Raw genomic sequence first — 15,580 nt, 5'->3', positions numbered from 1 at the left:
TGTCATGATAAAACAAATTCAAATTTTATCAGCTTTTTTAATTTTCTTTTTTGTTTTACCGATAATAGCAGGAATCTTACCATTTCCTAATAACGAAAAAATTGAATATCCGAAAGCAGAGCAACAACCTGTTGTCTATGCAGCAAGCAACGAGACAGAAACAGCCACAGCTACTGACGTTTCTCAACCGTTAAATCCATTTGACGTTTTGTTATACTTCACCCATTCTCATGAAACGTATAAGCCATTTGTTCAAAGTGCTAGTGGTACAGTTGCTGTATATGATGAGCATACGAATTTATTTACAATGCAAGATATGATAGAAAATTATTTTCGATTAAATGGGCTAACACCTAAAACTTTAGATGTTGATGTAATGAGCGTAATGAAACGTAATGGATTAGCATTCTATCAAGCCTATGATGCTGTGCGCCCATATGTTGAGAAAGAGTTACAGCAAAATGAATATGATTTAATTTTAGATATTCACCGGGATTCTCAGAAGAAGGATGTATCAACGATAACGCATAACAATGTTTCTTATGCAAAAATTGCCTTCGTAATTGGAGCTGAAAATCCTAATTACAAGGAAAATGTAGGTTATGCAAAAGCCTTGAGTGATTCATTAAACAAAATCATCCCGAATATTTCTCGAGGAGTGATCGAGAAAAAGGGTGCGGGTGTTGACGGTGTGTACAACCAAGATTTGGCTGGTGAATTATTAGTTGTAGAAATCGGCGGTATTGATAATACGGAAGATGAAGTATATCGCACAGTTTCAATTTTAGCTCAAGCCATTTCGAAAACATTTGTGACAGAGGAACTTTAATGAAATTCATATAAATATCTCTAAATGGAAAACGCAAGAATGTTGGTTTGACAGCATTTTTGCGTTTTTTATTACTTTCATTTGATAGTATAAATATGTCACTATACCCAAAGTCCTTTTATCCTTTAGATTTTTAGTAATTATTCACAAATTGTAGTCAATCTTTGAATAAATAAGCATTTAAGTTAATCATCAAGTTGCTTACTACCTATTTAGAATGATATAATTTAATCTAGTTTAGCTAAGTAGTGGTATCTTCTTAGTAAATTGGTATTTATAAGCATACGATGCTTTTTAGGTTAAAGCCTCCGCCAGATGACAACACTTAAAGTATGTCATCATTTCGCGGAGGCGTATTTGATTAGGAGTGGACATGAATGAATCGAGAAGAGCGTTTAAAACGTCAGGAAAACATAAGGAATTTCTCAATAATTGCCCATATTGACCACGGGAAGTCAACGTTAGCTGACCGTATTTTAGAACAAACAAAATCTGTTACTCAGCGTGAGATGAAAGCACAGCTATTAGATTCCATGGATTTAGAGCGTGAACGTGGAATTACAATTAAACTAAATGCAGTGCAGTTGAAATACAATGCGAAAAATGGCGAACAATATACATTTCATTTAATCGACACCCCAGGACATGTCGATTTTACTTATGAGGTTTCTCGTTCCCTTGCTGCTTGCGAAGGCGCTATTTTAGTTGTGGATGCAGCACAAGGTATTGAGGCACAAACATTAGCAAACGTCTATTTAGCCCTTGATAATGATTTAGAAATTCTCCCTGTTATTAATAAAATAGATTTACCTGCTGCTGATCCTGAGCGAGTAAAAAATGAAATTGAAGATGTAATTGGATTAGATGCGTCAGAGGCGGTTCTTGCATCTGCAAAAGCTGGTATTGGAATTGAAGATATTCTAGAGCAAATAGTTGAAAAAGTACCTGCTCCAACAGGGGATCCTGATGCTCCTTTACAAGCGTTAATTTTCGACTCAGTGTATGACGCGTATAAAGGTGTCATCATCTCAATTCGTATTGTGAATGGTACAGTTAAACCAGGTGATAAAATCCGAATGATGGCTACAGGTGCGGAATTTGAAGTAATTGAGGTTGGAATTCATACACCAAAAGCAGTTCCGCAAGCAGAATTAACGGTAGGAGATGTTGGTTATTTAACAGCATCTATTAAAAACGTTTCAGACACACGAGTGGGTGATACGGTAACCTTTGCAGGAAGTCGTAGTGCAGCACAGCCTTTGCCAGGGTATCGTCGATTAAATCCTATGGTATACTGCGGTTTATATCCTATCGATACAGCTAAATATAATGACTTACGTGAAGCACTTGAAAAATTAGAATTAAATGATTCCGCTCTACAATATGAGCCTGAAACGTCACAAGCCCTTGGTTTTGGTTTCCGTTGTGGTTTCTTAGGACTTCTACATATGGAAATCATTCAAGAACGTATTGAGCGTGAATTTAATATTGACCTAATCACAACAGCACCATCAGTAATTTACGAAGTATTTTTAACTGATGGTACGTCAATCAAAGTAGATAATCCATCAATGATGCCTGATCCACAAAAAGTTGATCGAGTTGAAGAACCATATGTAAAAGCTACGATTATGGTACCAAATGATTATGTTGGTGCAGTAATGGAGCTTTGTCAATTGAAGCGCGGTAATTTTATGGGAATGGACTATATCGATACAACTCGAGTTCAAATTACTTATGAAATGCCTTTATCTGAAATTGTGTACGACTTCTTTGATTACTTAAAATCAAGTACAAAAGGATATGCATCATTTGATTACGAGTTAATAGGATATAAACAATCTAAATTAGTGAAAATGGATATCCTATTAAATGGAGAACAAGTCGATGCATTAAGCTTTATTGTACACCGAGATTTCGCTTATGAGCGTGGAAAAGTAATCGTTGAGAAATTAAAAGAGTTAATTCCTAGACAACAATTTGAAGTTCCAATTCAAGCTGCTGTTGGTCAAAAAATCGTTGCTCGTTCAACAATTAAAGCAATGCGTAAAAACGTACTTGCAAAATGTTACGGTGGTGACATTTCTCGTAAGCGTAAACTTCTTGAAAAACAAAAAGAAGGTAAAAAACGCATGAAACAAGTAGGTTCTGTAGAAGTTCCTCAGGAAGCATTCATGGCTGTGTTGAAAATGGATGATAAGAAATAACGTGGTTTTATTGAGTTTCTAGCTTTTAAAATATATCTAAATGGTGGGGTTTGCCACCGATATGCCCTTGCTTTTATAAAGCATTCATGGCTGTGTTGAAAATGGATGATAAGAAATAATAAAATACATTCGTATTTTTAGACAGACTCGAATCGAGAGTCTGTCTTTTCATCTATTTACCCCCGAGGAAGAACAATTGAATTATTATGACGAACGATTACAATGAGTAGATATGAAAGTCTTAAAAATAGAAAGAAGTGAAGAAAATGGCGCGAGGTGTCTATATCCATATCCCTTTCTGTCACCAAATTTGCAATTATTGTGATTTCAATAAAGTATTTTTTAAAAACCAACCTGTGGATGAATATATCGAAGCAATAGGAAAAGAATTGAGCCTTATTCAAAAACAGCAACCAGAAGTTTTTAATCATATTGAAACCATTTATTTAGGTGGAGGAACACCAACAGCCTTATCTGCTAGTCAAATTACTAGACTATTGGAGATCATTCAATCGCAAATACCTACAAGTGAATTAGTTGAGTTTGCATCAGAAGCAAATCCTGATGAATTAACAGTAGATAAATTAATAGCATTAAAAAATGGTGGCGTAAATCGAATAAGCTTAGGTGTACAGTCATTTGATCAAACTTTGTTAAAAAAGCTAGGAAGAACACATTCAAATGAACATGTCTACGAAACAATTGAAAATGCGAGACACGTTGGATTTAATAATATAAATATTGATTTAATGTATGGTTTACCTGGGCAGACTATGGAGCAATGGGAGGATACTCTTGAAAAAGCACTTGCATTAAACCTACCTCATTACTCTGCATACTCTTTAATTGTTGAACCGAAAACAGTGTTTTATATTCAGTATGCAAAAGGGAAATTAAATTTGCCAACTGAAGATTTAGAAGCAGAGATGTACGATATATTAATGAAAAAAATGGAGCTTCATGACCTAAAGCAATATGAAATTAGTAATTTTGCGAAGGATGGTCATATTTCAACACATAACAAAATTTATTGGGATAATGATGAGTATGTTGGAATAGGAGCAGGTGCCCATGGCTATATACAAAATATTCGATACTCCAATATAGGGCCAATAAGAAAGTATTTGGATACCATTCTAAATGGGGAAAGACCGATACTTCACGAGCATGAAGTAACAATTGAAGAAAAATGTGAAGAGCAAATGTTTTTAGGCTTACGTAAAAATGAAGGGGTATCCTTCGAAGCCTTTGAGAAGAAATTTGGTATTTCTATGTTGGATAAATATAAAGGTATCATCGATCAGCTTGTAGCTGAAGAGCTATTAATCGCTGATAAATGGGGAATTCGATTAAGTCGAAAAGGACGCTTTGTAGGGAATGAAATTTTCCAGCAATTTTTATTAGGGGACTAGGGCGATTCCATTGACATAAAAAGCGACTTTTGATAACTTAATAATAGCATTAGCACTCTTTAGTTGTGAGTGCTAACAGAGGTGATGAATTTGTTAACAAATCGACAATTACAAATATTACAGGTAATCGTTGATGATTTTGTTAGTTCAGCTCAGCCGGTAGGGTCACGTCAAATTTCAAAAAAGGATTGGATTAATTTCAGTCCTGCGACAATTAGAAATGAAATGGCTGATTTAGAAGAGTTAGGTTTTTTAGAAAAAACCCACACATCTTCTGGGAGAGTGCCGTCAGAGAAAGGATATCGTTTTTATGTAGATCACCTGTTACAGCCAAAGACTATGCCGATTAAAGATATAGGTTTGATTCAATCATTATTTAAAAGTCAAATGATAGAGATTGAACAACTAATTCGTGAATCAGCTAACATATTGTCTGATTTAACATCTTACACAACAATATTACTTGGACCGAATGTTGGCAAACATCGTGTGAAAAAGTTTCAAATAGTTCCGTTAACAGATCAGGCAGCTGTGGCTATCATTGTAACTGACAACGGTCATGTGGAAAATCGCACCATTACATTACCGAAAGGCTTTGATGCATCGGACATTGAAAAAACTGTTAATATTTTAAATGAACGTTTAGCGGGTGTCCCTTTATTAGAACTTCAAACAAAGCTAGAATTTGAAGCGCTTGAAGTTTTAAGACAGCATATAAAAACGGGAGATTCTTTTTATCAGTCACTAAACCAAATGTTATCGGTTGAAAAGGAAAGTGAAATATACTTTGCTGGTAAACTTAATATGTTGAATCAGCCTGAATTCCACGATTTAAACAAGGTTAGAATGTTGATGGACTTAATGGATAAGAAAAGTCAGGTGATTTCTCTATTCCATCCAGAAGATAATGATATCCATATCCGAATCGGTTCTGAAAATAACCATTTAGCAATGGAAGGCTGTAGCGTAATTACTGCTACTTACTTAATAGGGAATGAACAGAAAGGGTCAATTGCCATTATTGGGCCTACCCGCATGGATTACCAACGAGTAGTTTCTTTAATAGATGTCATGAGAAATGCCCTTACTAACACTCTTACGAAGAATTTGATGGATGGGCTATAAGGAGGATTTATTGTGTCTGAAGCGACAGAAAAGAAGGACCAAGAATTAGAAGAAGTAATCAATCAAGAAGAGAAGCAAGCTGAAGGTGTAGAAACTATTGAAAATGATTCTATTGAAGGTGCAGAGCAAGGAGCACAAGCCGAACTTTCAGTTGAAGAGCAATATGAAGCAAAAATTGCTGAATTAGAAGCAAAACTACAAGAAGAAGAAAATCGCTTTTTACGTTTAAGAGCTGATTTTGATAACATGCGCCGTCGTAATCAACTTGACCGTGAGGCGTCTGAAAAGTACCGCTCTCAAAAATTACTAACAGATTTATTGCCTGTCATTGATAATTTAGAGCGTGCTTTAGAAGTAGAAGTGACTTCAGAGGATGCAAAATCTTTATACAAAGGTATAGAGATGGTTTATCGTACATTAGTAGATGCAACAAACAAAGAAGGATTAGAAGCCATAGTAGCTGAAGGTGAACAATTCGATCCGAATGTACATCAAGCAGTTATGCAAGAATCCGATACTGAAAAAGAATCTGGTATCGTATTACGTGAGCTTCAAAAAGGTTATAAACTTAAAGATCGCGTATTAAGACCATCGATGGTATCTGTAAACGAATAATTTTTGAAGATTGTAAAATGCACTTATTTTGGTGTTTAAATATAGGAGGATAAATTTAAAATGAGCAAAATTATTGGTATTGACTTAGGAACAACAAACTCATGTGTAGCGGTTTTAGAAGGTGGCGAACCAAAAGTTATTCCAAATCCAGAGGGTAATAGAACAACTCCATCTGCGGTTTCATTTAAAAATGGTGAGCGTCAAGTTGGGGAAGTTGCAAAACGCCAATCAATTACAAACCCGAACACTATTCTTTCAATTAAATCAAAAATGGGTACTAACGAAAAAGTAAAAATTGAAGATAAAGAGTATACTCCTCAAGAAGTATCAGCAATGATTTTACAATATATAAAAGGTTATGCAGAAGAATACTTAGGTGAAACTGTTACAAAAGCTGTTATAACAGTGCCTGCATATTTCAATGATGCTCAACGCCAAGCAACAAAAGATGCTGGTAAAATTGCAGGATTAGAAGTAGAACGTATTATCAACGAACCAACAGCAGCAGCACTTGCATATGGTTTAGATAAACAAGATCAAGATCAAAAAATCCTTGTATTTGACCTTGGTGGTGGTACATTCGACGTATCAATCCTTGAATTAGGTGATGGCGTATTTGAAGTATTAGCAACAGCAGGGGACAACAAGCTTGGTGGAGACGACTTCGACCAAAAAATTATTGATTATTTAGTAGAAGAGTTCAAAAAAGAAAATGGCATCGATTTATCAAAAGATAAAATGGCAATGCAACGTTTAAAAGATGCAGCAGAAAAAGCGAAAAAAGATTTATCTGGTGTAACTTCTACACAAATTTCATTACCATTTATTACAGCGGGAGCAGACGGCCCACTTCACTTAGAGGTTAACTTAACACGTGCTAAATTTGACGAAATTACTCGCGATTTAGTAGAACGTACAATTATTCCTGTGCGTCAAGCTTTAAAAGATGCTGATTTATCAGCTTCAGATTTAGATAAAGTTATTTTAGTTGGTGGTTCTACTCGTATTCCAGCTGTTCAAGAAGCTGTGAAAAAAGAAACAGGTCACGAACCACACAAAGGTGTAAATCCTGACGAAGTTGTAGCAATGGGCGCTGCAGTTCAAGGTGGAGTTATTACTGGAGATGTTAAAGATATTGTATTACTTGACGTTACACCACTATCTTTAGGTATTGAAACAATGGGTGGCGTATTTACAAAGTTAATCGAACGTAATACAACAATTCCAACGTCTAAATCACAAGTGTTCTCAACAGCAGCAGACAATCAACCAGCAGTAGACATTCATGTATTACAAGGTGAACGTCCAATGGCTGCTGATAACAAAACATTAGGTCGCTTCCAATTAACAGATATTCCACCAGCTCCACGTGGTGTACCTCAAATTGAAGTAACTTTTGATATTGATAAAAACGGTATCGTATCTGTTAAAGCAAAAGACTTAGGAACTCAAAAAGAGCAAACAATCGTAATTAAATCAGATTCAGGTCTTTCAGAAGAAGAAATTGAACGTATGGTAAAAGATGCCGAAGCAAATGCAGAGGCTGACGCTAAACGTAAAGAAGAAGCTGAACTTCGCAATGAAGCAGATCAACTAGTCTTCCAAGTAGATAAAACAATCACAGACCTTGGTGAACAAATTACTGAAGAAGAGAAAAAATCAGTAGAAGATGCAAAAGAAGAACTGAAAAAAGCATTAGAAGCTGGTGAACTTGAAGGAATTAAAACTTCAAAAGAAAAACTAGAAGGCGTATTACAACCACTTGTTATGAAAGTGTACGAACAAGCTGCAGCTGCGGCTCAAGCAGCACAAGGTGAAGCAGGTGCTGATACGAACACTAAAAAAGATGACGGTGTAGTAGATGCTGACTTTGAAGAAGTAAAAGATGATAAATAAGAGGTAGTCTTTCTAAAACATCACGAAATACGTGTTAAAGATAACTAAAATTCTTTTAGGAGTTTCAATTCTTAAAGAACAACTGACCGAAAAAACACTACATCCTGTTAGACTTACGCATAAAAGTACGTTAAATTTTCACCCGTACAGGATCGTATTCATTAGCTAGCGGCGTAGTTAGACATTATTGAAATTACTGAGATATTTATTTGAGTCGAAAAAGTCAAAGCCGAAAACGGACTTTGACTTTTTCATTGTAACAAGAAAAGCGAAGCACGTTCGTTTTGCCGCGAAGTGCGCTGGAGACTCTAACCACGCAGGCGCTTTTTGCCTTCGTGGATAGAGTCGAAGTGACACGAGCGGCAAACGTGCGGAGCTAGATATTAAGAAAAGCAGAGTGTTTTAATAAATTCACAAAAGTTTTCAGCCAAAGTATGCTACAATAAACGTTATGTAAATAGAGCGGAGTGTGAACGATGAGTAAACGCGATTATTATGAAGTACTTGGAGTAAGTAAAAGCGCAACCAAAGATGAGATAAAAAAAGCATATCGCAAACTATCTAAACAATATCATCCTGATATTAACAAAGAGCCAGGTGCCGATGAAAAATTTAAAGAGATTGCTGAAGCATATGAGGTCTTAAGTGACGATAACAAACGTGCTCAATATGACCAATTTGGTCACGAAGGTCCTAGTGCCGGCTTTGGTGGTGGCGGTTTCTCTGGCTTTGGTGGCTTTGATGATATTTTTAGTTCGTTCTTCGGTGGTGCAACTCGCAGATCTGATCCGAATGCACCTCGTAAAGGTGATGATCTTCAATACAGAATGAAAATATCATTTGAAGATGCGGTGTTTGGAAAACAAACTGAAATTGAAATTCCAACAGAAGAAACATGTGATACTTGTAGCGGATCAGGGGCAAAACCTGGCACTTCTCCAAAAACATGTACAAAATGTAATGGTGTAGGGGAAATTAATCAAGCAGTTGAAACACCATTTGGTCGTATGGTAAATAGAAGAACATGTAACACTTGTCGTGGTACTGGTAAAATTATCGTTGAAAAATGCGCTACTTGTCACGGGTCAGGTACAGTTCAAAAACGCAAAAAAATCAAAGTTACAATTCCAGCAGGTGTAGACGATGGTCAACAGTTACGCGTATCAGGTCAAGGTGAACCTGGTAAAAATGGCGGACCAGCTGGTGATTTATATATTGTATTTATCGTTAGTGATCATGAGTATTTCGAACGAGATGGCGATGATATTTACTATGAACTAAAGCTTACATTCCCTCAGGCGGCGCTTGGCGATGAAATAGAAGTTCCAACTATTCATGGAAAAGTGAAGCTGAAAATACCAGCAGGAACACAATCGGGTGAAAAATTCCGAATGAAAGATAAAGGTGTTAAAAATGTTCACGGTTATGGCCAAGGTCATCAATACGTTATTGTAAGAGTTATAACACCAACAAAGCTAACAGAAAAACAAAAGCAGTTATTACGTGATTTTGCTGAAATAAGTGGAGATATTCCTGAAGAACATGGTAGTTCTTTATTTGATAAAATAAGAAAAACATTTAAAGGTGATTAATTACAGTGAATAGGTGGTTAATCCTTAGTGAATATAGTAATGATAAATTATTGATTTGCTATGAATATTTAGAGGAGCTGAATGCAAGTGAAATGGACAGAAATTTCATTATTAACAACAAACGAAGCAGTTGAAGCTGTTTCGAATACTTTCCACGAAGCAGGTGCAAGTGGAGTTGTTATTGAAGATTCAACAGAAATTGTAAAGGAAAGAAAAGATCAATTTGGTGAAATATATCAACTAAATCCGAATGATTATCCGAAAAATGGAGTAGTTGTAAAAGCATATTTACCTGCATCTAGCTTTTTAGCAGAAACTGTTGAAGAAATAAAACTTGCTTTAGCAAATCTAAAAAACTTTGATATTAACATTGGCGATCAACTATTGAAAACAGCTGTTGTTGATGAAGAAGATTGGGCAACAGCATGGAAACAATATTATCATCCTGTCAAAATTTCCGAGCGTTTTACAATTGTACCAACTTGGGAAGACTATACACCAGTTAATACCGATGAATTAATCATTGAACTTGATCCAGGTATGGCTTTTGGGACCGGTACGCATCCAACAACTGTCATGTGTTTACAGGCACTTGAAAAAGTGGTGAAAACGGATGATGTAGTGATAGACGTAGGTACAGGTTCAGGGGTTTTATCTATAGGTGCTGCCCTTCTAGGTGCTCGTAAAGTTCATGCATTAGATTTAGATGAGGTTGCTGTGAAAGCGGCTCGTGAAAATGTGGAATTAAACAGAGTGAGTGATAGAGTTGAAGTATTCCATGGTAACTTATTGGATTCAGTAAGTGCACCAGCGGATATCGTAGTAGGAAATCTATTAGCTGAAATTATTCTATCCTTTACGGACGATGCTTTTTCGATTGTAAAGCCTGGTGGTAAATATATCACTTCTGGTATTATCGGATTTAAAAAGGATGAAGTAAAAGAAGCATTAGAAAAATCAGGATTTACCATTGATGAAGTATTAATGATGGAAGATTGGGTTGCCATTATCGCTTCACGCCCTTAAAAATGTACAGAGGCAGATCCAAAGTAAACACTTGGGTCAGCCTCTTTCTATTAAAAAAATACTTATTTGAATGCAGGAGGTACGAAATGCAACGCTATTTTGTACAAGACACTTTTGATGATAAAAATGAATTAACCGTTACAGGAGAAAGTGCACGTCATATTACGAAGGTAATGCGTATGGAAGTTGGGGACAAAATTGTTGCTGTCGTATCTCAGGTTGCATACATATGTGAAATTGTTAATATTGGACTGGATGTAATGATTCGAAGTACTGGAGTAATTGTTCCGTCTCCTGAAATGCCTATTCGTGTCGATATTGCATGTGGCCTTCCCAAAGGGGATAAATTAGAGTTTATTGCCCAAAAAGGGACAGAGTTAGGGATGAATGGTCTTATCCCCTTTAAAGCAGAACGCTCTATTGTAAAATGGGACGACAAAAAAGGGGAAAAGAAAACAGAACGACTACAAAAAATTGCTCAGGAAGCGGCAGAACAATCTCACCGAACTGTTGTACCGAATATAGCAAGTCCGATTTCTTTTAAAGAGTTATTATCAATTATTCAAAATTACGATGCAGTCTTTGTAGCAGATGAAGAAGATGCTAAGGGAGAAATACGCACAAGATTTGCGGATAAACTAAAAAAAGTGTATGATAATGAATCGAAGTCTATTTTATTAGTATTTGGCCCTGAAGGTGGAATTTCTCGGATTGAAGCAGAAAGCCTTATTAAAGCTGGTGCGGAAACGATGTCACTTGGACCAAGAATATTACGAGCAGAAACAGCGCCCGTTTATGCGCTTTCTGCCATTTCATATGAATTTGAATGAAAGAGGTGTACAAGCCTTGGCAACAGTGGCTTTCCATACATTAGGTTGTAAAGTTAACCATTACGAAACAGAAGCGATTTGGCAGCTATTTAAAGAGCAGGGATATGAACGTACGGAATTTGAACATCAGGCGGATGTTTATGTCATCAATACATGTACAGTTACAAATACTGGTGATAAAAAATCTCGTCAAGTTATCAGACGTGCAGTTCGTCAAAACCCAGATGCTGTTATTTGTGTAACTGGTTGTTATGCTCAAACATCACCAGCAGAAATTATGGCAATACCAGGTGTTGATATTGTCGTAGGTACACAAGATCGCCAAAAAATGCTAGGTTTTATTGAACAATACAAACAAGAAAGACAACCAATTAATGCAGTACGCAACATCATGAAAAACCGTGTTTATGAAGAATTGGATGTACCTTACTTTACTGATAGAACACGTGCGTCATTGAAAATTCAAGAAGGCTGTAACAACTTCTGTACCTTCTGTATTATTCCATGGGCACGAGGTCTTATGCGATCCCGCGATCCACAGGAAGTAATCAAACAAGCACAACAGCTTGTTGATGCTGGCTATTTAGAAATCGTATTAACTGGTATCCATACAGGTGGATATGGGCAGGATTTCAAAGATTACAACCTAGCACAATTGCTTCGTGATATCGAATCAAAAGTAAAAGGTATTAAACGTCTTCGAATTTCTTCTATTGAAGCTTCACAATTAACAGATGAAGTAATTGAAGTATTAAAAAATTCAAATATCGTTGTGCGTCATTTACACATACCGATCCAATCTGGTTCAGATACAGTATTAAAAAGAATGCGCCGTAAATATACGATGGATTTCTTTGCAGAAAGACTACGTAAATTAAACGATGCATTACCTGATTTAGCGATAACATCGGATGTTATTGTTGGTTTCCCAGGTGAAACAGAAGAGGAATTTATGGAAACATATAATTTCATCGCAGAGCACAAATTTGCTGAGCTACATGTTTTCCCATTCTCAAAACGAACAGGAACACCTGCAGCACGTATGGAAGACCAAGTGGATGAAGAAGTGAAAAATGAACGCGTTCATCGTTTAATTACATTAAATGACCAATTAGCTAAAGAATATGCGTCTCGCTTTGAAGGTGAAGTATTAGAAGTTATTCCTGAAGAACACATAACTGAAGGCAATCAGGAAAACCTAATAGCAGGATATACTGACAACTATTTAAGAGTAGTATTTGAAGGTAGCGATGAACTAATTGGTAAATTAGTTAAAGTAAAAATTACAAAAGCTGGCTATCCTCATAACGAAGGTCAATTTGTGAGAGTATTAGAAGAACAGGTACAGTAATTACAAAAGTCGGTAAAAATCCTTTTAAGGTTTTACCGACTTTTTATTTTATAAAGTTGTCTTAATATTTCATATTTTTCACTTCATTTATATTAATGGTATTATTAGACGTACGTACAACTTAAAAATGGAAAAAGGGGCAATCTATATGTCAACAAATTATGCAGCTTACATTGATCATACTTTACTAAAGGCAGATGCAACGAAAGAGCAAATTGAAAAAATTTGTGAAGAGGCATTACATTATCAATTTGCTTCAGTATGTGTCAATCCAACATGGGTAAAGCTTTGCGCTGAAAAATTAGGAAATTCTGAGGTAAAGGTTTGTACTGTAATAGGATTTCCATTAGGTGCCACTACTTCAAGTGTAAAAGCATTTGAAACAAAAGACGCTATTGCAAATGGTGCTACTGAAATTGATATGGTCATTAATATTGGTGCATTAAAAAACAAGGACTATGAAGCAGTATTAAATGATATTAAAGAAGTGGTCAAAGCTGCTAATGGTACATTAGTAAAAGTAATTATTGAAACATGTTTACTTACAGATGAGGAAAAAGTAAAAGCCTGTGAATTATCAGTTCAAGCGGGTGCAGATTTTGTAAAAACTTCTACAGGTTTTTCAACAGGTGGAGCAACTGCTGAGGATATAGCATTAATGAGAAAAACTGTAGGACCAACAATTGGAGTTAAGGCTTCCGGCGGAGTTCGTAATTTAGAGGATATGAAAAAAATGATCGAGGCTGGAGCAACTAGAATTGGAGCAAGCTCGGGTGTTGCTATCATGAATGGATTATCATCTGATTCAAACTATTAATAGAAAAATTCCGGATAAAAATGGAATTTTACACTTTCTATTGACTAGGCTTTTACATTACGATATAATTCTTTAGTACACAAACTGTGATTCATCCACAGATGTGTATTGACGTGTGTTCGGAGGGAGGGAAAGAGAGATGTCAAAAACTGTCGTTAGAAAAAACGAATCGCTTGAAGATGCTCTTCGCCGCTTCAAACGTACTGTATCAAAAAGTGGTACTATTCAAGAGGTAAGAAAACGCGAATTCTATGAAAAACCAAGCGTAAAACGCAAAAAGAAATCAGAAGCTGCACGTAAACGTAAGTGGTAATTTTTCCTGTCAATCCCTACGTTCATAACACGCAATTTTAGTTCTTCTAAATTTCGAAATGACATACCCTAGTGTTTGTTTTATACAAACACTAGGGTATTTTTCATTTTATTTTATTTTTTACAAACAGATGACTTTCATACATCATTATGTAGTGTAAAATAAAATCATAGAAATATTTGAAACCTTTAGATAACCGTAACCGTATACATAATATAAGTATTGGGAAAGGAGGAGTGAATTTAGACTATGAAGCGATTTAATTGGATTGTTTTATTATCATTTGCTTTGTTATTTATTTTCCCAAGTGTTCAAGCTTTTGCAAATGAGAAGGTTTACCATATTCCTTTAGAAAATCAAGTTGAAAAAGGATTATACGCTTTTTTAGATCGTGCATTTGATGAAGCTACTGAAAATGGTGCTGAAGCAATAATACTGGAAATACATACACCAGGTGGTTACGTTGATGCAGCTTATGATATTGCAAAATTAATGGATGAAACAGACCCAGATATTATTGCCTTTATTAATTCACATGCACTTTCTGCGGGGGCATACTTAGCCTTACATGCAGATAGAATATATATGGTGCCAAATGGAACCATTGGCGCAGCACAAATAATCGATGGTGAAGGAAATGCTGCAGAAGCAAAGGCAGATAGTGCATGGAAAGCTCAAATGCAAGCCGCAGCAGAAAGTTCCAATCGAAACCCAGAAATTGCACTAGCAATGGCCGATCCTTCGCAAAATTTCCCTGAATATCGGGCGCCAGAGGGTAGTCTATTAACTTTATCTGCTGAGGAAGCAATAAAAGTAAAGTATTCAGAAGGCACGGTGCAAAATTTAGATGAGATTTTAGCTATAGAAGGACTAATAAATAGTGAAATCGTCGAAGTAAAACCAACTATTGCAGAAGAAGTTGCAAGATTTATCACGAATCCTGTTGTTGTAACTTTATTATTAACAATAGCAAGCGTAGGATTAGCAATAGAGTTGTTTTCACCTGGATTTGGCTTACCAGGAACAGTAGGTATCACATCGTTAGCATTATTCTTCTTTGGGCATACCGTCGCTGGATTTGCAGGCTATGAGTCAATCATCTTATTTATAATTGGTTTTGCATTGCTGCTAGCAGAGTTCTTTGTTCCAGGCGGTATTGTTGGTCTTATTGGTGGAGCTCTCGTCATTATTAGCTTATTGTTTGCAGGGGAAAGTGTTGTCCATATGGCATATTCAATTTTAATTGCAATAATTATTGCTGTGATAGGAATGGTGGTTATGATGAAGTTCCTTGGAAAAAGGTTACACTTCTTTAACAAGCTTGTTTTAAGAGATGCAACTACTACTGAAGAAGGCTATGTATCGAATGAAAATCGACTAGATCTAATTGGGAAGATGGGAGAAACCTTAACTCCTTTACGTCCTGCAGGTACTATTCTAGTCGATAATGAAAGAATCGATGCTGTTTCAGAGGGTAGTTACATCAATTTAAATAAGAAAGTAGAAATTATTAAGGTAGAAGGTTCACGCATTGTCGTGAGAGAAATAAAAGAGGAGATGAAATAAA

13 protein-coding genes are annotated in these 15,580 nt (G+C 36.0%); all 13 read left to right on the top strand.

Annotation, left to right across the window (positions count from 1 at the left end; translation table 11 throughout):
- Positions 1 to 4: 4 nt before the first annotated feature.
- The 13 genes from spoIIP to CD30_RS09750 all read left to right on the top strand — a co-directional run bounded on the left by spoIIP (position 5) and on the right by CD30_RS09750 (position 15,579).
- Positions 5 to 829, top strand: a complete 825-nt coding sequence (gene spoIIP / locus CD30_RS09810) for a stage II sporulation protein P (RefSeq protein ID WP_036176052.1) — start codon at positions 5 to 7, stop codon at positions 827 to 829.
- A 377-nt stretch (positions 830 to 1,206) separates the two neighbouring features.
- The gene (lepA, locus tag CD30_RS09805) at positions 1,207 to 3,036 is read left to right on the top strand and encodes a translation elongation factor 4 (RefSeq protein ID WP_036176049.1); all 1,830 of its coding nucleotides are present in this window, start codon (positions 1,207 to 1,209) and stop codon (positions 3,034 to 3,036) included.
- Positions 3,037 to 3,302: 266 nt separating this feature from the next.
- A complete protein-coding gene (hemW, locus tag CD30_RS09800; protein ID WP_036176046.1) occupies positions 3,303 to 4,448 on the top strand; it encodes a radical SAM family heme chaperone HemW in 1,146 nt (381 codons plus the stop codon).
- 90 nt (positions 4,449 to 4,538) lie between these two features.
- Positions 4,539 to 5,573 carry a heat-inducible transcriptional repressor HrcA gene (gene hrcA, locus CD30_RS09795; RefSeq protein ID WP_036176041.1) on the top strand — a complete coding sequence of 345 codons (1,035 nt, stop codon included), beginning with the start codon at positions 4,539 to 4,541 and terminating at the stop codon, positions 5,571 to 5,573.
- 12 nt (positions 5,574 to 5,585) lie between these two features.
- Positions 5,586 to 6,188 carry a nucleotide exchange factor GrpE gene (gene grpE / locus CD30_RS09790; RefSeq protein ID WP_036176038.1) on the top strand — a complete coding sequence of 201 codons (603 nt, stop codon included), beginning with the start codon at positions 5,586 to 5,588 and terminating at the stop codon, positions 6,186 to 6,188.
- A gap of 60 nt (positions 6,189 to 6,248) precedes the next feature.
- Positions 6,249 to 8,084: a molecular chaperone DnaK gene (dnaK, locus tag CD30_RS09785; protein WP_036176035.1), complete on the top strand. Its 1,836-nt coding sequence runs from the start codon at positions 6,249 to 6,251 to the stop codon at positions 8,082 to 8,084.
- Positions 8,085 to 8,560: 476 nt separating this feature from the next.
- Complete coding sequence (dnaJ, locus tag CD30_RS09780) at positions 8,561 to 9,676, top strand: molecular chaperone DnaJ (protein WP_036176033.1); 1,116 nt, start codon at positions 8,561 to 8,563, stop codon at positions 9,674 to 9,676.
- A gap of 87 nt (positions 9,677 to 9,763) precedes the next feature.
- A complete protein-coding gene (gene prmA / locus CD30_RS09775; protein WP_036176146.1) occupies positions 9,764 to 10,702 on the top strand; it encodes a 50S ribosomal protein L11 methyltransferase in 939 nt (312 codons plus the stop codon).
- Between the two features lie 86 nt (positions 10,703 to 10,788).
- Positions 10,789 to 11,532, top strand: a complete 744-nt coding sequence (locus CD30_RS09770) for a 16S rRNA (uracil(1498)-N(3))-methyltransferase (RefSeq protein ID WP_036176030.1) — start codon at positions 10,789 to 10,791, stop codon at positions 11,530 to 11,532.
- Positions 11,533 to 11,548: 16 nt separating this feature from the next.
- Entirely contained in the window at positions 11,549 to 12,883 is a 1,335-nt protein-coding gene (mtaB, locus tag CD30_RS09765; protein WP_036176027.1) for a tRNA (N(6)-L-threonylcarbamoyladenosine(37)-C(2))-methylthiotransferase MtaB, read from the top strand.
- A gap of 148 nt (positions 12,884 to 13,031) precedes the next feature.
- Positions 13,032 to 13,700: a deoxyribose-phosphate aldolase gene (gene deoC / locus CD30_RS09760; RefSeq protein WP_036176024.1), complete on the top strand. Its 669-nt coding sequence runs from the start codon at positions 13,032 to 13,034 to the stop codon at positions 13,698 to 13,700.
- A 139-nt stretch (positions 13,701 to 13,839) separates the two neighbouring features.
- Positions 13,840 to 14,013 (top strand): 30S ribosomal protein S21, encoded by a 174-nt coding sequence (gene rpsU, locus CD30_RS09755; protein ID WP_004227078.1) that lies wholly within the window; start codon positions 13,840 to 13,842, stop codon positions 14,011 to 14,013.
- A gap of 249 nt (positions 14,014 to 14,262) precedes the next feature.
- Positions 14,263 to 15,579: an NfeD family protein gene (locus tag CD30_RS09750; RefSeq protein WP_036176021.1), complete on the top strand. Its 1,317-nt coding sequence runs from the start codon at positions 14,263 to 14,265 to the stop codon at positions 15,577 to 15,579.
- Position 15,580 lies beyond the last annotated feature (1 nt).

It is taken from the genome of Ureibacillus massiliensis 4400831 = CIP 108448 = CCUG 49529 (assembly GCF_000772965.1).
Lineage (GTDB): Bacteria > Bacillota > Bacilli > Bacillales_A > Planococcaceae > Ureibacillus > Ureibacillus massiliensis.
The sequence above is the reverse complement of the archived record's forward strand: the minus strand, read 5'-3'. Positions and strand labels throughout refer to the sequence as shown.